Source organism: Undibacterium sp. Di24W, assembly GCF_049340325.1.
Taxonomy (GTDB): domain Bacteria; phylum Pseudomonadota; class Gammaproteobacteria; order Burkholderiales; family Burkholderiaceae_D; genus Undibacterium.
Map to the genome: position 1 here is coordinate 254,356 of NZ_JBMPOP010000005.1, position 23,703 is coordinate 278,058.

Here is a 23,703-nt window from a genome sequence, read left to right on the forward strand (position 1 = left end):
TGTGTTGATTTGAAGTCTGTTTCTTTTTGTTAGTCTCAAACTCTTCTTTGCACATGGTGTTCATTCAGATTGCCGTCGCTGCCATCATTTTAAAATAAATTGTTTTCTTGACTCGTACAGTCAGCTTGATAGAATCGTCACATTGGTTCATGACACTTTTTGTAGAATTTTAGTATTGTCAAAACCGTTGGTGTTTCCTGTAAAGTGAGTATTCATCAGACTTTGGAGAGACTTTATGAAAAGTGTTTTGCGTCAAGTTGCTTTTTCGCCCGTTACCATGGCACCTATATCGAGTTAGGAGCCGCATTGAACGAGTCCTTCGAATCGAAGATCGAGACCATGATCTCGGAAATGGAGCCAAGGGCGATGACAGGTGATTGCGATGCAATGCTGTTCCTCACGACGTTGCATCATGACCTCGCCGTTCGGCGCCTCTCATGGGCTCATTTCGAGACAGCAGAATCATTTCTAAGGGATGCTGCTGACCAGGGGTATGCGGAGGCGATTGAGAGGATGAAGACTTGGGACGTTTTGCGGTATGCGCTTAAAAAACGAATTGCCCGTAGTGGCGTCGCCTGACCCAACATTCGAGGATGAAGCCGTGATATTGTTTTCCTTCGTACATGCCGCATCTTGCGGCTCATCTCAATTCAAAGTTATGCGTAAAGAAAAAAATGGAATACGTAGATAGATCTTTTCAGTTGTATCGCGACTATCTTGAAAAAAATAGGGAGCGATTTCCTCAAGGTGTATTCGAATTTTCTTATGACATGGAACGACATACACTCAACAGTCCGCATTCATTGCATGACAGTTGGCTAACTTCAATAACCGTAAAAGAGAATCGAAAAAGAGAACGCCCTTTTGAGCCTAATCCGACTATTGAATTAATCCTCTTAGGGCAAATGCACGATCGGGATATTGTGTTGACCTACCGAGGAATTGTCTCTTATGTCGTCACGGGAAATAAAAACCCATACAATTATGCAGATACTTTTTTGGGTGATATTAGCTGTCACGAAGTGAGGGTGACCGATGCCGGATTACTTATACACGAAATAGAATTCTTTTCTGACTCAAAAATTATTGTTACCTGCGAAACTTTTGAGTGCGATGAGAATGAGTACGCATAACACAACGCTCGATTCAGAAACTGCGCGTATTGGTGCTTCGACGGTCAATATTTTTTTTAATCATTTGCTCTTCGGTTACATTGCCTAGCACGCAAGTCCGATCAGCTCAGCGTTAAACATCAAGAATGAGAATACGTACTGCGTTTCTAATCACTCTCGGAGCTTTTATAGTTCCTATATTATTGTGCGCAATGTATATGCTCCTTATTCAGTCCTCAATCGGACCTGTCGTATTCATCTACAGTATCGTCGGTGCTGTCGCCGTTGGTGGCACTTGGGGTTTTGTTTTATCAAAGAAGTGTGGAGCAGAATTTGGAGTAATCGGCATGTTCATTGCACCAGTCGTTTGGCTTCTACTTATCAACTACTTTATGGTGGTAACCTTCCTATTTGGTCTAAAGGATTACAATAAAATGTAGAGATACCGCAATGATGTTTAACACGACGCTCGATTCAGAAACTGCGCATTTTGGTGTTTCGATGTTTAGAATGTTTTCAACCGCTTTCTCTTCGGTTATTGCGTGTTGCGCGCAGTTCCGATCACCAAAACGTTGAGCGTCATGAAACTACGTATTTGCTTTTGCATATTTGCGGCTGTTTTTTCGCTGCAGGTTTCGGCGGCGGCGAATTTTCCTGCCGATGTGCGGAAATTTATTGACCGTCGTGATGGTTGCGATCATTTTCGCGATGAGGAGCCTTACGCTGAAGAAAGGCGCCAATTCCTGAATAAGAATATGAAAAATTTATGTGCCGGAACCGATAAACAGCTTGCACGGCTTAAAAGAAAATATCGACAGAACGTATCGATAGTTAAAAAGCTCAACGAATATGAGGAAGTTATCGAACAATATGGCAGGTAGCTTATGTTTAACTTGTAGTTCGCCCCCGACGTGCCAGCGCGCAGGTCAACGCTGTAGTTAAACCGCAAGTTACACAAAGCAAAAGGAGACTTTATGAGTCTGTTTCAAGATCCGATTAGATGGTCAGGCTTTATGGTGAGCAGTTGGTTTCGCTTTTCGTGCGTTTCCCTTTTCTTCGTTTTTGCGTTGGCATTCGCGGTTTATAGTGCCGCATTAGACGGATGGCGTTCTGCACTTGGTATCACGTTTTTCTTGGCTGGATTTCAACTCTCGATGTTGTATGCACTTCGACGACTCTTTCTAAAAGCCTCTGGCCGCGACGTTGAGGGCGAGGGTTTCAAGTGGCACTGGCTTGGTATGGTAATTCTCGTTATTGCGGGCTGGGGCGTCTGTCTCTGCATCTTGTTCGCACTGCCCCGTGCGGTCTAATACGGCGGTCGAAACCGCACCCTTCGGTCGCTGGATGCCGCAAAATCGCATCGCCTTTTACCTTGATCGTTAAGCATCACGAAACCCATGCTCAACACTCCCGCAACACCTATCCAAGTTTCAGCGCGTAGGTTGCGCTGCAAAGCCCAACATTCGATTCGTCCCGATGCATGTTGGGCTTTGCAGACGCAGCGCCAACTTACGATTTTATTTATACGAGGGTCGGATAGCCCGCGCCGTCACACTAATGTGGTTTGGTAGCCTGCTCACTATCCACCACAAACCACATTGCTTGTCATCTGTTTCGCTAATCCTTCCTCATCTACTAAGTTTTTTCGAGTTATCACTACCGTTGCACATGGACAAGCGGCAAATCGATGATATCTATGAACTGAATCGTTAATGTGTTTTTAATACGCATCTGTCGCAATCCTCCTCAAATCCTAGGAATTATTAGGAATTTATGTTTCCTAAACAAAATTATTCAAAAAATATCCTACAATAACGGCTTAATTTTCTATCTAGGATGCAAACCATGGCCGTTAATTCACCTATCCCACTCGCCGCTGATCTGAAACCTGTCAAAGGTATCGAGCTGGGTTACGCACAAGCAGGGATACGTAAAGCCAATCGTAAAGATGTCTTGGTGATGAAACTTGCACCTAGCGCAACGGTGGCAGGTGTCTTCACGACCAATCGTTTTTGTGCCGCGCCAGTACAAGTCTGTAAAGCGCATCTGGAAAGCCCGCATATGGCACTTGATCCTATTCGTGCTTTGGTGGTCAACACGGGTAATGCAAATGCTGGCACAGGTGATGCAGGCTTGGCTGCTGCCAACGCAACTTGCGCGGCCTTGGCAGAATATCTGGGCTGCGAGGCTGCTCAAATTTTGCCATTTTCGACGGGCGTGATTTTGGAACAGTTACCAGTGGATCGTTTGATCGCGGGTATGCCTGCGGCGATTGCTAGTCTGAAAGAAGACAATTGGTTAGCGGCGGCAGAAGCCATCATGACCACCGATACTCAGCCAAAAGCGGCGTCTAGTGTTGTGGTGATTAATGGGATACCTGTCACGATGACGGGTATTAGCAAGGGCGCTGGCATGATCAAGCCGAATATGGCAACCATGCTCGGTTACTTGGCAATGGATGCGAAAGTATCGCAGACTGTGCTCGATCATTTGGTCAAACAAGCGGCCGATCAATCATTTAATAGCATTACGATAGATGGCGATACGTCGACCAATGACTCCTTCATGTTGATCGCGACCGGTACCTCGGCATTGGAAATCAATGAACTAGATACGCCAGAATACAAGGCCTTAGCGGATGCGGTGATTGCTTTGTCGCAGAAACTGGCGCACATGATTATCCGTGATGGTGAAGGTGCGACTAAATTTATTAGCGTCGTCGTTGAGGAAGGTCGTGACGTGGAAGAGTGTCGTAAGATTGCTTACTCCATCGCGCATTCGCCTTTGGTCAAAACAGCGTTCTTTGCCTCTGATCCTAATCTGGGACGTATCTTGGCGGCGATTGGTTACGCCGGCGTCAACGACCTGGAAGTCGGTAAATTAAATCTCTACCTTGATGATGTCTGGGTCGCCAAAAACGGTGGACGTAATCCCGATTATCAAGAGGCCGACGGTCAGCGTGTGATGAAGCAAAGTGAAATCACGATCCGCGTAAAACTGGCACGTGGCATAGCTCGCACGACTGTGTGGACTTGTGATCTCTCACACGAGTATGTGTCGATCAACGCTGATTATCGTTCTTAATACTGGTATCCAAATTCAGGTACCTAAATTTAAGTAAGATGCCGCTATAGGCGATGTATAGCGGCATGATGTCGCCTAATAAAGTTTAAGAAAAGCCGCCAATCCCATGACACAACTCGATCAATTCTTAAGCCGCGCAGAAACCCTTTTGAACCGGCTAGAGAGCTTGTTACCACCATCGATGCCAACACCTGATTGGCGTCTGGCTACCGCGATGCGTTGGCGTAAGCGCGGTGGTCAAGGGTATTTGCAAATCGTTAAACATCGCAGCGCTTTAACGCTCAATGACCTGCAACACATAGCCCCTCAAAAGCAAGCAATTGAGCAAAATACTTTGCAATTTGTGCAGGGCAAGCCAGCTAATAACGTGTTGCTAACCGGTGCTCGTGGCACAGGTAAATCGTCCTTAATTAAAGCATGCTTAAACCAATTCGCGGATCAGGGTTTGCGTTTGATTGAGATAGACAAAGCCGACATGACGGATCTGCCCGACATCATCGATCTGATCGCGGACCGACCTGAAAAATTTATTCTCTTCTGCGACGACCTGTCGTTTGAAGAAGGTGAGGCGGGTTACAAAGCATTGAAAGTCGCTTTAGATGGCAGCATCGCCGCTCAATCTGAGAATGTCTTGATTTATGCGACTTCTAATCGTCGCCACTTAATGCCAGAGCGCATGTCGGATAACGCGAGTTATATCCACGATGACGATGACGATGGCGATTTACATCCGGGTGAGACGGTAGAAGAAAAAATCTCATTATCCGAACGCTTCGGCCTGTGGGTCTCGTTTTATCCTTTCAAACAAGACGATTATCTTGATATTGTCGCGCACTGGTTAGCGAGCTATTCCTGTACGCCAGAACAGATCAGCGCAGCTCGTGCCGACGCTTTGCGCTGGGCTCTACAACGCGGTTCGCGTTCAGGTCGCGTGGCGTGGCAATTTGCACGTGATTATGCTGGTCGTAATAACTAAATTTCTCCCCTTTTCTTCCTTCCTCCCATCTTTAGAGACATAAAATCATGAGCGCAAGCCCCGTCAATGTCGCCGTCGGCATTTTGATGAAAGCCAATGGCGATGTCTTGCTAGGACAGCGGCCAGAAGGAAAACCGTATGCTGGCTATTGGGAATTCCCGGGTGGCAAAGTCGAAGAAGGCGAAGCTATTTTGGATGCGCTCAAACGCGAATTCATGGAAGAGCTAGGCGTACAAATCATCAGCGCAGAGCCGTGGTGCGGGGTTGAGCATATCTACCCGCATGCCCATGTACGCTTACATTTTTACATTTCACGCGAATGGTCAGGCGAACCGCAAAGCTTAGAAGGGCAGGCGTTTGCCTGGCAGGGAACGGTGGCGGTTGAACCTTTGTTGCCGGCGACTATCCCTTTGTTGATAAGTTTAAATGAAGTAAGAAAAGAAGTCGTTGAGCATTTTGAGAATTGAATTTTTTAGCGACGATTACATGCAAAAAAGGACTTATTTACCGACGTGAATAAGTCCTTTTTCTTTCATCTAAACTTTAAGCGTAGAACATTTTTCTTTGCATAAAAATGTCGATACGATTAAAACTCGTAACGTGCAGAGAGGCGCGCTGAACGAGGACTTTGGTAGCTAGTTGGCAAGCCGTAGTTTTTGTTGATGCGCCCTGCGGCTTGAGTCGACTGGCTGTAATCCTTGTACTCATTAATTGTTTGTGCTGTTTGGAAGTTAAACAGATTAAAGATACTTGCTGAGAAGGTTAACATACCGCGCTCTAATTTCAACTTATAACTACCGCTGATATCAAAGGTCTTAGTCCAGGACAAGTTGCCTAGAGAGCCGCGTGGAATCAGAGAACTTTGCGCAACGCCCTTCGCATCGAACTGACCATTCAAGCAGTAGTAACCCGAGCCATAGCTACCAGATCCGCCTTTGGTTGTGCCGCCCGCACCGAGGTAATCCCAAACCGTGGTTGGTACATTACCCAAACACGTGATAGGTCTGCCGGAGACTAAACTCGCGTTGAACCCCATAGAAAACGCATCATTGAACACATAGGTACCAAACGCCTTGAATGAATGCGTACGTTCATTGGGTGTTGGACCATAAATGCCATCCGTGAGTGAGGCGAAATCAAATTCTGAAGTAACGCCTGCATCTATCTGATCATTATTGGATGAAACATAACCCTCAGATGAGCCTCTGCTACGAGAATAAGTGTAAGAGCCTGATAAGCCCCACTTGCCGTCAAATGGTCGATCCAATGTCAATTGCATGTCATTGTAAGTACGTTCATATTTCGCCAGACGGATATAGCTGTTTGGTATAGTGACAGGTACTAATACACCATTGTTTGCGACGTCAATATTCAGGTTGAGATCACGACCAGGATTCATCAACACGCAGGTTGCCAAGGTATTTGGATTGAATTTTGTATAGCCCTTTTCCTTCATGAATTGACCAATGCCTGTGGTGCCGCAGAAGTCATCCATCCCATCGGTAACTTTGCGATGGTCAAATTTAATACCGACTGCAAGGTCTTTGGAGATCGATTGTTGGATACCAATGATGAATTCATTTTGCGACATCGGTTTAAGTTTGGTATCCGCTACTGTGCCAGGGTTAGGCTCAACTGTACTACCCGTTAACTGTGCGAATCCAACTTCAGGCCCGAGTGTGATCGGTGCAGCTGTTCTTGGATCTTTTCCTGTAAAGGTATAGAAGCGCTGATTGTTATATTCGTAGCGTGTCGCGCGCACATTGGTGTTGGAGGCCACAGGAATGAAGTAGCGACCGATATTACCAAATACTTTGGTGTTGCCATCGCCAAATACGTTCCACGCAGCACCGATACGTGGCGCTAGCAAATTGTCTGCTTTAACAAAGCTCTTGCCGCCATTAGTTTGATTGTCGAAGGATTCCCAGCGCAGGCCAGTATTCACCAAAATATCAGGGCTGACTTTCCAGCTATCTTCTACAAATTTCGCGACGTTGATGACGTCATAGACTCCGGAGCCACTTGCGGCCAGACGCACGCGAACAAATTCTTCACCTGGCTTAACAACATTTGGTACGTTGTTGACAGAGCCATCGGTACTTCTGTAGTAACGGTAGTAAATGCCGCCGCTTGATTGCACGCTACCCGCTTGTGATGTGGTAAATTTTTGTGCATCGTAGCCGCCGCGAATCGTATGGGAACCCCAAGTATATTCGAGATCTAAACGTGCGGATTTGCGCAAGTCGCCATCAGGTGGTGCTTTGGGGTCGCGCTCTGAGCCATTGTTGTTTGGGTCATAGCAACCTAAAGGGTTCAACTGCCAATCTAGAACCCAAGGGCAATCGCGACCTTTTTGGTTTTTATTGGTACGTATAGAATTCAAGGTTTCAACTTTTCCAACTTGCGCAGAAATATTGAAATTATCTGTAATATAGCCTGTGTACTTACCCATCAAGGCCTTAGAGCTTGATTCGAAAGTTTGAAAATCAGGTGCCCCATTATGCGTTAAGGAGTAGTCTTGATCGGTTGGATTAGTATAGATGTTCGTATAGTTGGTCGGCTTATTTGAAAGCGCAGTCATTTCAAAACGATGATCTGCCGTCGGCAGAAAATCGATCTTTATAACGCCGCTAGGGCTTTGGCTATGATCTTTGCTATTAGTAGTCCTGCCAAAGCTTTCTGAGTTGTTAATGCTGTTTGAAAACAAGCCAAAGATAAACAATTTGTCTTTAATAATCGGGCCACCGAGGTATGCATTGTTTGTTATGGTCTTGCTTAAATTCTCACGACCAAAGCTGATATAGCGAGTCGGTACTTTATTTGTGCCATACAGCTCTTGATCGACGATATTCTTTGGTTTGGCTTTTAAAAACGATTCAGGATTGTAATAGGTCGATACGCCACCTTTCCAAGTATTTGTCCCACTCTTTGTCGTCATAGAAATCACACCGCCGAGTGAACGACCATATTGCGCGCCGTAACCGCCCGTTTTCACTTGTTGCTCGGCAATCGCTTCAAATGGCAAATTGATGTAGGAGACGAAATTGCGGATGTTGGTAACATCAAAACCATTGATGTAATAAGCATTTTCGGCGACAGAGGCGCCACCGATGGAGGCTAGGTTGCCGAGGCCGGCAGAACCTTGCACCGTACCTGGTGTCAGCATCGCTACTGCAGTCGTGTTACGTGCAACAGGCATAGCCTGAATTTCAGCGGCGGTGAAGACAGAATTATTTTCTGTGCTACTCATGTCAATCGGTGAACGCGTGCGCGAACCAGTTACGACGACGGTCGCACTGTCATTGAGGCTAATTTCGGTACCAGTACCAGTCGAGACCAGGACTTCTTTTGTGATAGACCCAGAATTGACTTGATAGCGACCTGGTTGCAGTTTCGGAAAAGTATAGCTGCCATCTGATTCCGCCTGAATATGGCGTTTTGCACCCGTATCAAGATTCGTGATGGAAATCTGTGATTTCGCTGGTGCACGACCAAAAATTGAACCTTCAGAACTTTGTGCTAGTACCGCGGAGCTAAAACAAAAACTAATCGCAATCGATATAGCAGATCGTTGTAAGTGCTTGCTTTTAAATAAGTTTGTTTTCATTGGACACTTTCTTGTTATTGGAAATAGAAACGTGCAAATTAAAGAGACTTATTTTTAATATGCACGCGCTAAATCTTAACGAAGAAAGAATATTTTAAATATATCCTAAAGTATGAAAACAGCTTTTGCTACATTTCTGTAATGTTTAGCAGTGACGCTAAACATAGCCCTTGCTAGCACCTTGTTGTCGTAGCGAACTATCAAACTTACTTGACTCAATGTAGTTGAAGCGAGCAATTTCTATATTTTTAATAGAACTTAAAAGACATTAAATGAAATTAACGAATATCAAAAAAGTAGATGAACATACTAAATTGAGCGGTAAAAATTTGAAGCAATTTGAATTTTTTAGCAAAACTTTTTATATAGTGAAAAGAGCTTAAAAATCTCTATTTTCATTTAGAAAAAATAGATCATCATTAAGTTTTTCTTGTTGTAATTATGGGAGAATGAATTAAAACTTTCAGAAAGTTTCAAATCTGCATTCTCCTAAGGATAGTTTTTTGGTGACTCATCACGGAAATTTATAGTAATAGTGAGTAAGTCTTACTTACTGAACAGCCCCTTCAACTTGTCTTTCAACTGCTCATTCACTTTTTCCTTCAGTTCTTTTTTCTTTTCTTCCAATACGGGTGCCGCTTTTGCTTTGAATGCTGATTTCAAGGCATCACTACCGATTTGGGCAAATTGGATTTGGTAGCCGAGTTTGTCGAATGGACCGCTGATGCGCACCGGGATACTGATGTCTTTGAGTTGTGATAAGTCTGCACCGTCTTGACCGGTTGCGGTATTGACGACGGTGACTTTGGCTGTGTAGTCGAGGTTGTTGGCGCGTAGATCAACTTTGCCTTTGCCACCAACTCGTAAGAACGGCGACTTCATATCCAGATCATCGCTGTTGCCCACACCGTCGACAAAATTGATCGAGGCAGCTAGGGCAGAGAAATCGGTTTTCTCATTTTTGTTGGCGCTTTGTTGCTGATCTGTTTTGTTCAAAATCTTGGCTTTAAAATCCCGCAAGGACTTGGCCAGATTAATGCCTTTGACTGCGCCATCAAGTAACTGTGTGCTGATCGTGCCGTTGAGGTTTTCTTTGAATTGGGATGCGCGTTTTGCATGCGTACTAATCTGTACATGTAATGTACCGCGACCTTCAACAATATCTTTGTTCATAAAATCCATCAGCAGTGGATTGATCTGAATGTTGCTCAATTCTTGCTGTATCTGCAAGCGGTTACCATCCACATCAAAGCGGATGTTGCCTGCGACTTCGCCTTGATACAGTTGCGCTTGCAAGCCATTCATGCTGATCTCGCCTTGTGCGGCCTTGATGGGTAGATTGACTTGATTGATATGCAGGTTTTTGACTTGTAGTGCGCCTATGCGTATGACGCCATTTACATTGAGTGCTTTGAGTCCAGCTAGATTCAAGTCTTCTTCCTTGCTCTCAGTTGCCTTCGTAGGCTCAGCTGATGCTTTTACATAGCGATCCAAATTGAGTTTGTCGATATCGACTTTGAAATTGATTGCAGACGCAGAAAAATTTTGTACCTGCAATGACGTATGCAATTGTGTCTCATCAAATTTTGCATCCAACGCACTGTCTAGATTTTTCTCCTTCAAATTGACGGAAGCATGGCCTGTGATTGGGATGGTAATCGCGGTTTGCGCTAGTTTAGGATCGTTGATTTTGATTTGTATGGCTAACTGCGCCAGTTTCAATAACTGTGCGTTTAGATCCATAGAGACGGGCGATTTCAATTCTAACTGCTTGGACACGCCGCCTTGTTTGCTCTCTGCCTGCATTTGTATTTCAGCGATATTCAGTTGCTTTTCTTGGAGCGCTAATTTGTTCAATACAATATTGGCGCTTAACTCTTGCGCGCCTTTCAGTTTTGCATTGAGTTTGATTTGCTCGCTTTTGCCTTGCTCTGCTTGCCAGCTCAAGGCTGCGGTTTCCAGGAGTACGTCTAGCGTATCGTTGCCCAGCTTGCCTGTGATCTGTGTTTTGAAATCTTGCAGGTCTAGAATTTTTTGTGACATGTCAAAACTGAGCTGCGTGTTCAAATCGATTTTGGCTTCTGCTTTTGGCTGCTGAAAGTTAAACGCTGCGCTGAACTTGACGGGTGTTTTCTTCTTATCACCGATTCTTCCTGTACTCAGGTTTAAGTTTTTGATGCTGCCTTTTAACGCCGCTTTTTGATCGTCAATTTCAAATTGTGAGTTGGCGATATCGACATCCTCGATGTCGAAGCGCATTTGCTTACTGCCATTAGATTCAGTTTTCGCTTGATCGTTAGATGTGTCTTTCTCCAGCAAATCATCAATGTTCGATTTGCCTTGGGCATCGCGTTGATAACGCAGCTGCAAACCAAGTAGGGAGACTTTATCCACTACGATTTGTTTTTGAAAGAGCGGCATCAATGCCAGCGAGACTTGAGCCTTGTCCAGATTGGCAAACTGTGTCGGCGATTCAAATTCAGAGAGGCGAATCTTTTCCAGACTTACACCAAGCTTAGGAAAAAAATTGAGTTGAATATTGCCATCGATGACAAGTGTCCGGTGCTTTTTCTCTTTGACCAATTCTATCAATTGCGATTTGAACTGATTCGGGTCGAACACAAAACTCAGATAGGCTATGCCCAGGCCGATTATCACTACGATAGCTGATAGGGCAATAACAAGAATTTTGAGTGGCTTATTCATGGCGTTTTCCTGATAAAAAAGCAGAGTAGATCACAGTGCTGTGATCATAACACTATCAGAAATGCCAATTGTTAAATGTGTTGGACTCAAGCTAAAAGATAGATTTTGGCTTGAGTCTTATTTGCGCTAAGTATGGATTAGAACTTAAAAAGATTTCACCATCATCACGCGAAACGAGCGAGGTTCTAGCGGATGAAAATGGATATCTTCTTTCGCCGTCGTTTCGCCTTTTAGTTGCGAGGCGTAGTAATAGTCGATGGCTGAATCTTTGCGATTGCTGAGGTTAAATCCTTCTAATTCCAGTTTTAAGGTGGGGCTGAATCTGTAACTGATGCGGCCGTTCAACGTGGCGCTTGGGCGAGAGCGAACCGTATTGTCTTCGATCAGAGCGCGTGGTCCGAAATAGCGTAGTCGCAGTGCGCCAGACCAGTTGCCGAGTTTCTCAAAATTAGCAGAGAGTTGTGCGACACCTTCCACTGCACCGACTACGTAAGAACCAGCCGGATTGAAATCGCGAGACCTTGCTTTGGCATAAGCCGCGTCAAAATCGATAGAGAGCCAGTCAGTCGCTTGATAATTGTGCGACATCTCTATGCCATAGCGACGGCTGGGGCGTCCTGCTTCGGTAGTGCCCGCATCGCCGACGAAGCTAAGTTCAGAATCAAAGTCTAGGCGATAAACTGCGAACGAAGATTGCAGCTTAGGAATAAATTCACTGCGTACGCCTAACTCAATGCCATGTGAGCGCACTAGACCCGGAGACCTTGCTGTCGTCTCTAAGCTTTGAGGATCAATCGTGGTTAAAGTCGCACGTGCATCATTGCTGTGAAAACCATTGCCGAGGTTGAGGTAAAATTCAGTTTTCTGCCAAGGACCGAAAACCAAACTCGCATTTGAACTCCACATTTGATCGCTGGCTTTTCCGGAATTTTCTTGGTGGTCGCCATTTACTTTGAATTGGTAAGCATCATGACGCAGACCAAAATTAGTGCGGAAGAAATCAGTCCAACGCGTGCTCGCGTCAAGGTACACGCCCAGGCTTGTTTCAGTAATATGATCTTGGCGCACGGTTGAGAGTGTTTGGCGCGCCCGAGTTTTGTACAGGCCATTAAAGATATTGTCGTTCTGTAGCTGGCTACCCAAAGTGATATCGGTGTTGTTACCTTGAAAATGCGTATGCCAAGTATGGCTGGCATTAATGCCGCCGGTCACACGTCGATCCGGTTGACTGAACTGATCGCCATTGACAGGATCGTCCATGAAGTAAGTGAAATTAGAAAATAGATCTAATTGATTTTGTATCAGATAGGCGTTCACTTTGCTTGCGTCGTCGGCACCTGTACGGCGCCATACGCCTGACAAGCTATAACGATGGGCTGCGCCGCCGTCAGTTTTGTCTATGGTGTCGAGGCGATTGCTCAGCGTGCCGTCTCGTAGCGCGCGCTGCGGAATTTGATCGGTTGAATTCCAACTACCACGGTACAACATGGCAGTCAGATTAAAACCATTGTTGGCAAAACCTTCGCTGTAACGCATTACCGCATTTACCTTTTTGAAATCGTCAGGGCGTGTAAATGGCCCATCGTTGCGCATCAATTCCAACGCATATAAAAAGCTGCCAGTAGCGAAATCAGGCGATCCTGCTAGCAGGGTGCGGGCGAAATTGTTTTCACCCAAAGTCGCACTCGCGATATTGCGCGATAGACGATTTGCATAGGTAATAGCAGCACTACCCGCCGAGGAGAAATCGCCTGTGGTCGATGAATAGGGCCCTTTTTTGTAATCCATGCGCGCTGCCAATTCTGGAATTAGAAAATTCAAATCGGTCCAACCTTGGCCATGCGAATGGCTGCGCTGGTTGACGGGCATATCATCTAGCGTCGTACGTAAGTCGGTGCCATGATCGAGATTAAAACCGCGCAAATAGAACTGATTGGCTTTGCCTTCGCCGCTGTGCTGACTGACGATCACACCAGGAATGGCCTCGAGTAATTCACCTGGGCGGTAAGTCGTCATCGCTTCTAGTTTTTTTTGTCCAACCATGCCTGCATTCGCTGCATCGGTTAAGCCTAGTTGGCTGCCTCGGCTACCATCGAGCAGGACGCGGTGTAAGACCGAATCGTCCGCCCGTGCCAGATTGGGTAGCATGAACATGAAAGGTGTAGCAAGTACGGTGGCGATCAGATGGGCTAGTTCTTTTTGTTTCATAATTTGCTAAGCTTGCTAATGAATGCAATGCGGGAAGTGCATCCATCGTCGCAGATCTGGTAATCAGAAACCGTGACGATGAATTTTAAGGATGTTTTAAGGGATTTGATGTTCGCGTTTGCTACGCGTAAATGTCAGGCTTTGTGTATTGCCATTTTTTGTAATGTTCACGGTATTGACTTGATCGACTAAGAAGTCGGTGAGGACAGCTTGACGAATGGAAATCTGTTCAGGCAGCGTTTGTTTTTCAATTTCTTGAAACACGATGACCGAGTTGGGATCGACTTTTAGTCCTACCCACTTCAGCGGTAGCCTTTGCTCTTTGCTGACGAGAATAAACTGCTGTTCTACATAGCGTTGAAATATCTGTATATCTTCGGGATCGCTTAAATCAAACTGACGTTGGTATAAATTCTCCAATAAAGCTTCGACATCATGTGCCATAAAAGTATGGATGATCTCGGTATTGCCAGTATTCGGATTCATGCTGATATCAGTGATACCAGCATGAAACCGATGAGCATGCGCTAGCCCACCGATACAAATCAGTGCGCTAGCCAAGCTAACTTTGAACAACTTAATAAAGTTAAATGTGCTCATCAGGACTCGATTACTTTACTTCTTTTACAGGTTTCGTTGCGGCCTTAGTTTCAGCCTTAGTTGCTGGCTTTGCTGCAGGCTTAGTTGCTGATTTAGCTTCTGCGGCAGGCACTTCCTTGGCTGGAGCAGCTGCAGGCTTCGCAGCCTCTTTCGCTTCTTCTTTTGCCTCAGGTTTTGCATCCGTTTTCAATGGTGTATTGAAATCAGCCATCATATCGTTTGGCGGGAAGCTCATCTTGAACAATTCCAAACGTGATTGTGTGATCTTACGTGGCCAAGAATTATTGTTAGTGTCGATGTCCGCAGTTTCCAAAAATGGATCTTGCGTCAAACTTACCATAGGCTCATCCGTGACGATCAGCTTAGTGAATTTCTTGGAGTTATAACGCCATACTTCAGCTGGAATACGTTGAATAACTTTCTTGCCACTTTGCAGTTGGATTTCCAAAATCAACGGCATGACCAAACCACCCACATTAGAGAAATCGACCAAGTAGAAATGCTTGCCAGATTTCAGCATCGCTTTTTCGTCCTCTTCCAGACCTTTCATCATCTCATTATAGGTATTACGATCTTTATTGGTGACTGTGAAATCATCATATTGATTGTAGAAATCTTTGAGCTCAGGGTGGGAATCTAAACGACGTTCCAATTTACCTTTGTCTGCTTGATTCGCGGTAGAGGTAGGCTGAGATGCAAACTGCGCACGACGCCAAGCTTTTTCTACTTCTGGATCTTTAGTAGACATCGTGTATTCAACTATACCGTCGATACTGATATCAACAGGATCAGTCGTGTAGAACCAACCGCGCCAGAACCAATCCAAATCGGTACCTGAAGCATCTTCCATCGTGCGGAAGAAGTCAGCTGGAGTCGGGCGTTTGAATTTCCAACGTTGAGCATATTCTTTGAAAGCAAAGTCAAACAATTCGCGACCTAAAATCGTTTCACGCAAAATGTGCAAACCAGCAGCTGGCTTGGCATAGGCGTTCGGACCAAATTGCAAAATAGATTCAGAGTTGGTCATGATAGGCACTTGATTTTGGCTCTTCATGTAGTCAACGATGCCGCGTGGCTCACCGCGTGTGCCAGGATAGTTTTCTTCCCAAGCTTGTTCTGCCAAACTTTGTACGAAGGAATTCAAACCTTCGTCCATCCAAGTCCATTGACGTTCGTCAGAGTTGACGATCATAGGGAAGTAGTTGTGACCGACCTCATGAATGATCACGCTGATCAAACCATATTTGGTGCGCTTGGAATAGGTTAACTCGCCGGTTTTTTTGTCCTTGGTTGGACGACCACCGTTGAACGACAACATTGGATATTCCATACCGCCTTGTGGACCGTTCACTGATTGTGCGATTGGGTATGGATAGTCGAGCGAGAATTTATTGTACTGCTCGATAGTGTGAATAATCGCTTGTGTGGAATATTGACCCCACAAAGGATTGGCTTCTTTAGGATAGAAGGACATCGCTAACCCGCTGCTAGTGCCAGCTTTGTAACCTTGTGCATCCCAGATGTATTTGCGGGAAGACGCCCATGCGAAGTCACGTACGTTTTTTGCTTTGAAGTGCCAGGTTTTGGTATCCGTCGCACGTTTCTTTTCGGCTTCTTCCGCTTCTTTTTGCGTCACGATGACAACGGGTGTTTTCGCAGTGCGTGCTTGCTTCAAACGATCAAGCTGCGTTGCTGTCAAAATTTTGTCTGCATTGCTCAATTCACCCGTGGCAGAAACGACGTGATCGCTAGGTACCGTCAACTGCACATCGTAGTCGCCGAATTCCAATGTGAACTCGCCTGAGCCTAAGAATTGTTTATGTTGCCATCCATAGACATCGTAGTAGGCTGCCATACGTGGGAACCACTGTGCGATTTCAAAGATGTCATTCTTATCGTCTTTGAAATGTTCAAAACCGTCGCGGCCGCCGAGTAATTTGCCATTACCGATGTTGTATTTCCAATCGATACTGAAGACAAATTTAGCACCCGGTTTTAAATTGCTAGGTAAATCTATACGCATCATGGTGCGGTTGATAACATGCTTCAATGCCTGACCGTCAGCACCTTTAACGCCGCCGATTTTGAAACCACCATCAAAATTATCGCGTTCATTCATGACACGCATGGCTTCGAAGCTCACTGCGTTTGGATTTTTCCATGCGTCACGAGATGGCAAAGTGCGGGTTGTGTTTGCATCAGAATCAGAACGGAAAATATTCTGGTCTAATTGTATCCACAGATAATTCAGAGTATCCGGTGAATTATTGTGATAAGTGATGGTCCCTGTGCCTGTAATGGCGCGCTTGGACTCATCCAGCGTCGCGCGGATCACATAATCGGCACGTTGTTGCCAGTAGGCGTGACCCGGGGCGCCAGAAGCGGCGCGTACTGAGGTCGGCGTTGGTAACAAATCTTCTAATTGACGAAATTTATCGTCGGATTGACCGCCTGCAAAGGCGGGCATGCTCAAGCATAAGAGCACTAATGAAACAGGCAAACGCATTATGTTTACTCCATGAAGTGGAAGAAAATCGACAGGATGAATTGTTTTGATAAGAAGTATCCCCTAGCTTAGAACATGCAGTTTGGTAAAAGTTCCGCGAATAAAAGGAGAAATTGATGAAATAATGGGCAAAATTGAAAATTTGAATCCAGAAGTGGCGGTGTCTCTCCAGGCCGTCCAAGTTTCGGGCTGGTGCGCATTTAGGTTACGCGCATCAAAATCGCCTAGGCTTCTCATAATTTATGAGAAAACTGTGGTTTTCATTCGCTATCGTGCTCCTCAGGGGACTCACTTGGATAAAAGCGCAGGGAATTTCGGTAAAATGGCAGACCATTTGTCGCCTTTCATCGCCTTTCTACGATAGGTGGCAAGGTATGCGGTAAGGGAGTTTTTGCTGAGATATTTGTAACAAGAAATTTTATTGGGCTTCCGTTCATGTTTAAACAATTTACACAATCGCTATTGGGGCGCTCAACGCAGCCCGATGATAAGGTCGCTGTTAGTGTTGAAAACACCGGAGCCTCCTCCATAGCCAATCACAATGCGGCGATACGAGATGCTGAAAGCATGTCAAATAGAACTGACGCGAACTTAGAGCCAGGATCGCAAAGCATACTTGATCAAATTGATAAAGAATGGGAGCTTCAGCAAGCTGCATATGCCCGCGCTAAAGTGGAGCGTGATTTATTGATCGATGCAAATAGTCGCATCGATTTTGAGCAAGAATTACTGCAAAAAATTCGCACTCGTTTATTGTCGCAAAAACAGGCGGACAAGTTAGCGCAACAACGTTTAGAAAGTGAGGCGAAGGCTCTAAAATTAGTAGAAGAAAAAAATAGTGCTGAGCAGATTGTGCTTAATCTGGAACGCGCCCATGCAGAAAAAGAAGCTGCTTTGCTGTTGACTGCTCAACAATTAGCTGCTGCGGAACAACAGGCTTTAGTCTTGGCGCAAGAACAATTGCTTGCGGCGCAACTGACGCAAAAAAATGAACAGGAAAAAGTACTGGCAGAACAGCATGCGATCTCCGTGGCGCAACAGCGCCGCGATAAAGAGGCAGAATTACTCGCTGCATTAAAGATACAGGCTGAAGTTGAAATGGCAGCAAAACAGCAGGCAGACCACAGAGTCACAATAGAAAAAGAATTGCAGGAAGTGACGCAAGAAAAAAATGCGGTGGAACAAGCCCACCTGACGGCCCTGCAATTGAAGATTCATACCGACCAAGAGGTAGCGCAATTGATTCAGGCTCGTATGCGAGAAGAACAACTCGCGCAAGAATTACAAGTGAAAAACGAAGCGGCCGAAGAGCAGGAAATCGCGGCGAGTAACGCCAAGATAGAAATGGAAAACGAGCTGCTTAAGAACGCAAAGCTACGGGTATCTGTGGAGCGTGATGCGCGCGTGAAGAACACAGAACGATTGTTGGTAAGTCGCCTAGCCGAACAAAAAGCGCAAGACAGAATCGCGGCTGAAACCGAGTTAGCACAGTTGATTCAAGAAAAGTTACAGCAAGAAGCTGAGCTAATGGAAACTGCTCTGGCCCTGTCTATGGCAGAGCAAGAAGCCGAGCAGATTGCAAAAGACAAATTAGCACAGGAACACATGCTCATGCTCGCAGCTGAGAAACGTGTCGTTGCGGAAAACGAGGCAGCGCAACACGCGAGTCGTCGGCTGCTAGCTGAAGCTAATTTATTGCATCAGGTTGAGCAGCGGGCAGCGGTCGAACAAAGGGCAGAACAGGCAGCGCAGGTCAAATTAGCAAAGACACAGGCCGCAGAAGCACAAATGCAGCAACGTTTGCAGGCAGAACTTGAGGCGCAGGCAGCGGTTTTGAAACAACAAGAACACGATGCTGAAGTCGTCAAGTTGGAACAGCTAAACTTGCAACACGAAACAGCTTTATTGGAAGCTGCAAAGCAGTTGGCGATTGCCGAAATGGCTGCGGAAGAAACTGCTCGCGAACGGGTCGACGTTTCTATTCTGGTACAAAAAAAGACGCAGGAAAGAATACAAGCGCAGCAAGATGCTAAGCGACTGGTCGAACAAAGAGTGCTGACCGAAGCAGAGTTGTTAAGCAGCAGTAAAGCGCAGTTGGAACTGGAAACTCAAGCAGAAGCATTAACTCAGCAGCGTAGCGCTAGCGAAGCCATGCTGCATGCCCAGTTACATGAACAGCAGGAAACAGCAAGACTATTGCAGCAAACTCAGGTACGTCATTTGGATGCAGAAAAAGTATTGCATGGCTTGATACAGGAACGTCAAGAAACTCAAGAGCAAGCAGCGCAGGTATCGCAACAAAGAATCTTACTCGAGCAGCAAGTGTCTCAATTAACCGAAGATACTGACGCATTAATGATGCAAGCCGAGCATGAACGTCAACTTTTGGCGCGGGCGCATCAGTTGATTGCTCAAGAAATCGAATTAAGTAATCGAGCAAAAGCCAAGATACAAGCGGAAAAACAATCGAGTCTGATTGCTCGTCAACGTCGATTGCGCGAACAAGAAGCGCAAGAACTCGCTCAACAAAGACAGCAATTGGAAGCGCAAGCTTTGATGCAGGAACAGGCGACGCACAATGAACAGCAAGCTGCGATGGTTGCACATGAGGAGCGTATCGCCGCTGAAGAATCTGCGCAGCAAGCGATCAGCGAGCATCAGGTCTATTGGCAGCAGTTCTCCAAGGAGCAGAACGTAACTTCAATCGGTACTGATCTAGCATCTTCGCAAGCAGAGCCTGGTAATGACACCCATAACAATGCAGAAATTAAAAATGATGCCGACAACGTAGTGTCTGTTCAGTACCTGCCAGCGACGACGGCTTTGGTCAGTCACGAAAGCAAAGATGATTTCGAATTGTATTTGCAACGCAGTGCAAGTAGCTCGTGGTTGAATTCGACTCGTATTGCATTGGTCGTTACGACTTTGATAGCTGGCTTGATCTTCTGGTGGTGGGCGAGTCAACCAACTTCACAAATTCAACCGGTCGCCAATCCAAAAAAGGCAACTTCGCAAGCTAAAGAAAGTAGCACTCCAAGTGCGAGCTCTCGAGGTGGCCCAGCTATCAACGCTGCATCGCAAGATGCGACGATGTTCGAGCCTAAACTAGATAAAAATTTCGAAAAAATTTCGCCGAGGAGGTAGATTGCCAACAGTCTTTATCAGTGCTTCATTACGCCGTTATTTGATCGCTTCGATTAGACTGACGCGACGATGTAGCTAAAAGAGTCGTCTTATCTTTGCAAGTCTTGTGCTTGAAATGCGCCCGGCAATAATGCACCGGCGTTGGTTATCAGGGTATCCCCTTGTGTATTGCTTAGGATGACTTGCAATTCCGCGCCACCAAGCTCTAGCATCACTTGGCGACAGGCGCCGCACGGAGATATCGGTTCCTTGGTATCCGCTATAACCGCTAACGCTAAGAAATCAGAAGTCTGGTAGCCAGCAGCAACCGCGCTAAAAAAGGCCGTACGCTCGGCGCAATTGCATAAGCCGTACGAGGCGTTTTCGACATTGCAGCCCTGAAAACTCACACCGTCTTTGCATAATAGTGTTGCTCCCACTTTGAAACTCGAGTAGGGTGCGTAGGCCTTGAGTCGGGCTTGAGCGGAAAGTTGAATCAGGTCTTGTTGCGCCGTTTTACTGAGCATAATAGATTTAGGAAAGTGGTAAAGGTTACTGGCTTTTTTTCATTTCATCTTCTGGATTGCATCCACTCACAGTCTCCGTATCGGTTTTAACTAATTCCCAATCCGCCTGCATTGCTGAACTACGTTTCGCAAGCAAGAAATAGCGGGTACACGGCTGGATATCCATAAACACGACTTTCTGTGGTGTTCTTGCCGCAGACTTACTCGGATAAGCTTCCAGTACTAATTGTCGCTTGCCAGCCGCCAATTGCACTGGCATCGAGAACTGCAAACTTTCGTCCACGGCGATGACTCGTACTGGATAGTGATTCAGTGGCATCAAGGCTGATCGCGGCTTTGCTTCAATGAATGAAAGTGGTGCACTACCACATGCCGACAAGATTACACTAGTTACGATCAGGAGTTCGAGTTTGTATGATTTGAGTTGCATAGTTGTCTCTTAGGTTGATTATTCTTATTTGTTGTTGTTACTTTAGCGTCTGTTACTTCTGGATATCTTGTGGGTGGATCTGGCCCCGGTGTTGCCAGCCAAATTCGTTGCTGACTATGGATGATTCTCGGTTCAAACTACCTGGCAGGCCATTGCGGTAAGGATCGCTTTTGCTTGAAGATTGTTCTTGTAATTGCTTGAATTCTTTTTGTGCTTTAAGCCGAAGTATGTTGGCCGTACTAGCCGTATTTGCATCGGCAAAAGCGACAAGCGCCAATCGCTCTTTATCCCAAGATTGGATGGCTCGTTGTATCGGCAGACTATCGCGCTTTGCCTCATTGGCAATCGCAAGATAGGTTTGCTTCATGAGGTTTTTTGCTTGAGCTAATTCTTTGTTCGTCATGATCACGGCTAAGTCGTCTGGCACTAATGTTTGTTGTTCAAAACGCTGCTGCAGCTTTTCCACAAATTGGTTATAGCAATTTTCCCACGCATTAATCGATTGAAGGCTGGCCTGATTGAGTTTGCGTACTTCGCTTGGTAAGCCGATTTGAGGTGAAGGACATTTATTCTCACTTAATTTCAAGTGATCTGCGTTGAAATCAGTGGTGTAGAAATTCAATTCGGTTTGACGTGCCTGACGTACTCGTAGTTGCTGGAGGCGTTGTTGCGCATGACTATTATTTTGCGCTGCTGCTTTCTCAAACCAGATTTTTGCTAGAGCATGATCTTCAGTGACGCCTTGAGCTTGCCAGTACATTTCACCTATTAGACTTTGTGCTTCTGGATATGAAGCTTCCGCTAGTGGATTGAGCAATGCAAACGCATTTGCGTAGTCTTGCTTTTGATAGGCAATGCTTGCTTCTTGCCATGCGGTGTATTGTTGTTGCGTTGTTGGCTTGTTTGTAGATGAACTCTGTGTTTGTTGTATCGAATTTTGTGTAACACTATTTTCTTTTGCTGCTTTCTTTATGTTGTCGCCGTTCCCGCTTTCGTTCCCGAGTGTAGGCACTTGCATGCTTAAGGTATCACTAGAACTCACCGTAGTTATTGTTGGGGACGGTAATTCTGAAGTTGGGCTAGGCTGAAAACTATGACGATCTTCTCGGATTTGTTTTAAGGCAGGCGACGCATAGTTTGTAATGGTATTTTTAGAATTTAATGGCACCTTTGGAATTTCAATCTGCGGCGTTGCCAATGCGGTTCCAACTAAAATCCCACACAGTCCAGCCTTCAAACCCAATACAGAGACTCGTTGCCAAGCTGATTTTTTATTTGACTGTGAATGTGTGGTGAGACTCGAATTCATACTCAAAAGTGATTCAATTCTTCGTTGTAATGAAGATATGTTGTGACTCATTGCTAGTGCTAAATTCGGTAGTTTTTGTTTCTGAGATTCTTGTGCGCAAAGATAAAGCGCCATGGCCAATTCCTGATGATTTCCTGTGTGTTGCCCCGCTATTTGGTCGCATGCCAATTCGGCTAAAACACTCAGCTCTGCCCTTGCAATCCGGTTCAGAGGCTGGAAGAAGAATAGGCGCTGGATTAAAGCGTTTGCGATATTCCATGCTGGATCTTTACGAATGACATGGGCAATCTCATGTGCGACTACCGCCTGTTGTTCTTCTACGCTCAGATTGTGCAGGAACCATTTGGGCAAACAAATAGTGTGGTTGGGCGTAACTACAGGACTGGACCAGTGCGAACTCAACTTGAGGCGAATTTGTTTTGCTTGTTGTGGAAAATGATTCGTAATAAAAATCTGCAAGTTGTTTAGTCCACGCTCGCTAGATTTACGACTGAGGCGATTTAATTTTTGAATTTGTTGCGCCAATTGCAGGCTGATTAGGGCTGCCAGTACTAACCAACTCAGAAATAGATAGGGGGCGATGGCTTGTATCTGCTGCGGCAATTCAATTCGATACTTTGCTTCGTAGTCTGCACGGAGATTCACGTCTTTTTGTGATGGAATCAAAGTCGGTGCAATTGATAAGTTGATAGGTGCTTCCAACTTATTATTCGACTCAGGTCTTGTATTTATTTCCGTTTGGGACTGCAATGAAAAAGACGATACTTTATTTAATTCTGGTGCAGTCACCGGTTCAGAGCTTGACCAATACGCTAAATTCAGGCTGGCTGTTAATATGCCACCAAATAGTGCGGCTCGCCAAATCCATTCGGCATTCCTGCGGTTATTTAGAAGCTGCAATTTCTTGAGTCCAAATACGAGTACCAAAAACAGACTGCTATGCAGCATGTAGGTGAGTAAGAAAATCAGAAAACTGACAGACAAGTGATTAAGCATGAGGTTTTCCTTTTGCTTGAATGAGTTGACGTATTTTGTCCAGATCTTCAACTTTAATTTCGTCTTCTTTAACCAAATGACTCAGCAGTGCTTGTGCATTGCCTTTGAATAAGCTGGTAAGTAAATCTGAGACCATAGAGCGCTGGACTTGAGACTCGGTCAGCAAGGGCGCATACAGAATTTGCTTGCCATCTTTCTGAGTACTAAGCAAACCGCGCTTCTCTAGTCGCGTCAGTAGTGTGGCAACAGTGGTATGGGCTAAGGGACGGGTATCGCGCAATGCGCTAACAACTTGGGCGGTGCTGGAATTAGGATTTTTCCATAAAACTCGCATGATGTTCAGTTGCAAGTCACTAAGAGAAACTTTGTCTAAGTCGTGTTCCACTGCTCACCTCGAATGCTTATGTCAGGTTGATTATAAAAATTCTCTACAAGTGTAGTACTACAACTGTAGATTGTTGATCTATGCTTGTCAATGGAAATTTTTTGTCCGCTAAAAAGATAATAATATTAACGTGG

17 protein-coding genes are annotated in these 23,703 nt (G+C 45.4%); 8 read left to right on the plus strand and 9 right to left on the minus strand.

Going from position 1 to position 23,703, the window contains the following annotated elements:
• The first annotated feature begins 306 nt into the window (after positions 1-306).
• The 7 genes from ACO0KZ_RS12685 to ACO0KZ_RS12715 all read left to right on the plus strand — a co-directional run bounded on the left by ACO0KZ_RS12685 (position 307) and on the right by ACO0KZ_RS12715 (position 5,639).
• The gene (locus ACO0KZ_RS12685) at positions 307-579 is read left to right on the plus strand and encodes a hypothetical protein (RefSeq protein ID WP_422995695.1); all 273 of its coding nucleotides are present in this window, start codon (positions 307-309) and stop codon (positions 577-579) included.
• Between the two features lie 95 nt (positions 580-674).
• A complete protein-coding gene (locus ACO0KZ_RS12690; RefSeq protein WP_422995697.1) occupies positions 675-1,133 on the plus strand; it encodes a hypothetical protein in 459 nt (152 codons plus the stop codon).
• A 560-nt stretch (positions 1,134-1,693) separates the two neighbouring features.
• Positions 1,694-1,993 (plus strand): hypothetical protein, encoded by a 300-nt coding sequence (locus tag ACO0KZ_RS12695; protein ID WP_422995699.1) that lies wholly within the window; start codon positions 1,694-1,696, stop codon positions 1,991-1,993.
• Between the two features lie 93 nt (positions 1,994-2,086).
• Positions 2,087-2,422 carry a hypothetical protein gene (locus tag ACO0KZ_RS12700; RefSeq protein ID WP_422995701.1) on the plus strand — a complete coding sequence of 112 codons (336 nt, stop codon included), beginning with the start codon at positions 2,087-2,089 and terminating at the stop codon, positions 2,420-2,422.
• Between the two features lie 535 nt (positions 2,423-2,957).
• Positions 2,958-4,196: a bifunctional glutamate N-acetyltransferase/amino-acid acetyltransferase ArgJ gene (gene argJ, locus ACO0KZ_RS12705; protein WP_422995703.1), complete on the plus strand. Its 1,239-nt coding sequence runs from the start codon at positions 2,958-2,960 to the stop codon at positions 4,194-4,196.
• A gap of 106 nt (positions 4,197-4,302) precedes the next feature.
• Positions 4,303-5,172 (plus strand): ATP-binding protein, encoded by an 870-nt coding sequence (locus tag ACO0KZ_RS12710; RefSeq protein WP_422995705.1) that lies wholly within the window; start codon positions 4,303-4,305, stop codon positions 5,170-5,172.
• A 47-nt stretch (positions 5,173-5,219) separates the two neighbouring features.
• Positions 5,220-5,639, plus strand: a complete 420-nt coding sequence (locus tag ACO0KZ_RS12715; protein WP_422995707.1) for an NUDIX domain-containing protein — start codon at positions 5,220-5,222, stop codon at positions 5,637-5,639.
• A gap of 119 nt (positions 5,640-5,758) precedes the next feature.
• Here ACO0KZ_RS12715 and ACO0KZ_RS12720 read toward each other — a convergent pair whose 3' ends face one another.
• The 5 genes from ACO0KZ_RS12720 to ACO0KZ_RS12740 form a co-directional block, all read right to left on the minus strand.
• Entirely contained in the window at positions 5,759-8,779 is a 3,021-nt protein-coding gene (locus ACO0KZ_RS12720) for a TonB-dependent receptor (RefSeq protein WP_422995709.1), read from the minus strand.
• A 546-nt stretch (positions 8,780-9,325) separates the two neighbouring features.
• Positions 9,326-11,485: an AsmA family protein gene (locus ACO0KZ_RS12725; RefSeq protein ID WP_422995711.1), complete on the minus strand. Its 2,160-nt coding sequence runs from the start codon at positions 11,483-11,485 to the stop codon at positions 9,326-9,328.
• A gap of 144 nt (positions 11,486-11,629) precedes the next feature.
• Positions 11,630-13,693: a TonB-dependent receptor gene (locus ACO0KZ_RS12730; protein WP_422995713.1), complete on the minus strand. Its 2,064-nt coding sequence runs from the start codon at positions 13,691-13,693 to the stop codon at positions 11,630-11,632.
• A gap of 96 nt (positions 13,694-13,789) precedes the next feature.
• Positions 13,790-14,293, minus strand: coding sequence for a DUF6702 family protein (locus tag ACO0KZ_RS12735; protein WP_422995715.1), 504 nt, complete (start codon positions 14,291-14,293; stop codon positions 13,790-13,792).
• Positions 14,294-14,303: 10 nt separating this feature from the next.
• Positions 14,304-16,799: a M1 family metallopeptidase gene (locus tag ACO0KZ_RS12740; protein ID WP_422995717.1), complete on the minus strand. Its 2,496-nt coding sequence runs from the start codon at positions 16,797-16,799 to the stop codon at positions 14,304-14,306.
• Positions 16,800-17,234: 435 nt separating this feature from the next.
• Here ACO0KZ_RS12740 and ACO0KZ_RS12745 point away from each other — a divergent pair, with 435 nt between their 5' ends.
• Positions 17,235-19,943, plus strand: coding sequence for a hypothetical protein (locus ACO0KZ_RS12745; RefSeq protein ID WP_422995719.1), 2,709 nt, complete (start codon positions 17,235-17,237; stop codon positions 19,941-19,943).
• A gap of 89 nt (positions 19,944-20,032) precedes the next feature.
• On the opposite strand, the gene ACO0KZ_RS12750 is transcribed toward ACO0KZ_RS12745, so the two are convergent.
• From ACO0KZ_RS12750 to ACO0KZ_RS12765, 4 genes are read right to left on the minus strand one after another with little or no spacing between them, the layout of a single operon-like run.
• On the minus strand, positions 20,033-20,449 hold the full coding sequence (locus ACO0KZ_RS12750) for a cytidine deaminase (protein ID WP_422995721.1): 417 nt from the start codon (positions 20,447-20,449) through the stop codon (positions 20,033-20,035).
• A gap of 25 nt (positions 20,450-20,474) precedes the next feature.
• Positions 20,475-20,879, minus strand: a complete 405-nt coding sequence (locus tag ACO0KZ_RS12755) for a hypothetical protein (RefSeq protein WP_422995723.1) — start codon at positions 20,877-20,879, stop codon at positions 20,475-20,477.
• 52 nt (positions 20,880-20,931) lie between these two features.
• A complete protein-coding gene (locus tag ACO0KZ_RS12760; protein WP_422995725.1) occupies positions 20,932-23,184 on the minus strand; it encodes a M56 family metallopeptidase in 2,253 nt (750 codons plus the stop codon).
• Positions 23,177-23,569, minus strand: a complete 393-nt coding sequence (locus ACO0KZ_RS12765; RefSeq protein WP_422995727.1) for a BlaI/MecI/CopY family transcriptional regulator — start codon at positions 23,567-23,569, stop codon at positions 23,177-23,179. The genes ACO0KZ_RS12760 and ACO0KZ_RS12765 overlap by 8 nt, the downstream gene beginning before the upstream one ends.
• Between the last annotated feature and the right edge of the window lie 134 nt (positions 23,570-23,703).

Excerpts from the sequence above, each read along its gene's own strand:
- ACO0KZ_RS12730 (WP_422995713.1), bottom strand. The coding sequence starts at position 13,693 with ATGAAACAAAAAGAACTAGCCCATCTGATCGCCACCGTACTTGCTACA.
- ACO0KZ_RS12725 (WP_422995711.1), bottom strand. The coding sequence starts at position 11,485 with ATGAATAAGCCACTCAAAATTCTTGTTATTGCCCTATCAGCTATCGTA.
- ACO0KZ_RS12740 (WP_422995717.1), bottom strand. The coding sequence starts at position 16,799 with ATGCGTTTGCCTGTTTCATTAGTGCTCTTATGCTTGAGCATGCCCGCC.
- ACO0KZ_RS12735 (WP_422995715.1), bottom strand. The coding sequence starts at position 14,293 with ATGAGCACATTTAACTTTATTAAGTTGTTCAAAGTTAGCTTGGCTAGC.
- argJ (WP_422995703.1), top strand. The coding sequence starts at position 2,958 with ATGGCCGTTAATTCACCTATCCCACTCGCCGCTGATCTGAAACCTGTC.
- ACO0KZ_RS12755 (WP_422995723.1), bottom strand. The coding sequence starts at position 20,879 with ATGCAACTCAAATCATACAAACTCGAACTCCTGATCGTAACTAGTGTA.
- ACO0KZ_RS12700 (WP_422995701.1), top strand. The coding sequence starts at position 2,087 with ATGAGTCTGTTTCAAGATCCGATTAGATGGTCAGGCTTTATGGTGAGC.
- ACO0KZ_RS12720 (WP_422995709.1), bottom strand. The coding sequence starts at position 8,779 with ATGAAAACAAACTTATTTAAAAGCAAGCACTTACAACGATCTGCTATA.
- ACO0KZ_RS12690 (WP_422995697.1), top strand. The coding sequence starts at position 675 with ATGGAATACGTAGATAGATCTTTTCAGTTGTATCGCGACTATCTTGAA.
- ACO0KZ_RS12745 (WP_422995719.1), top strand. The coding sequence starts at position 17,235 with ATGTTTAAACAATTTACACAATCGCTATTGGGGCGCTCAACGCAGCCC.
- ACO0KZ_RS12760 (WP_422995725.1), bottom strand. The coding sequence starts at position 23,184 with ATGCTTAATCACTTGTCTGTCAGTTTTCTGATTTTCTTACTCACCTAC.
- ACO0KZ_RS12710 (WP_422995705.1), top strand. The coding sequence starts at position 4,303 with ATGACACAACTCGATCAATTCTTAAGCCGCGCAGAAACCCTTTTGAAC.
- ACO0KZ_RS12750 (WP_422995721.1), bottom strand. The coding sequence starts at position 20,449 with ATGCTCAGTAAAACGGCGCAACAAGACCTGATTCAACTTTCCGCTCAA.
- ACO0KZ_RS12695 (WP_422995699.1), top strand. The coding sequence starts at position 1,694 with ATGAAACTACGTATTTGCTTTTGCATATTTGCGGCTGTTTTTTCGCTG.
- ACO0KZ_RS12715 (WP_422995707.1), top strand. The coding sequence starts at position 5,220 with ATGAGCGCAAGCCCCGTCAATGTCGCCGTCGGCATTTTGATGAAAGCC.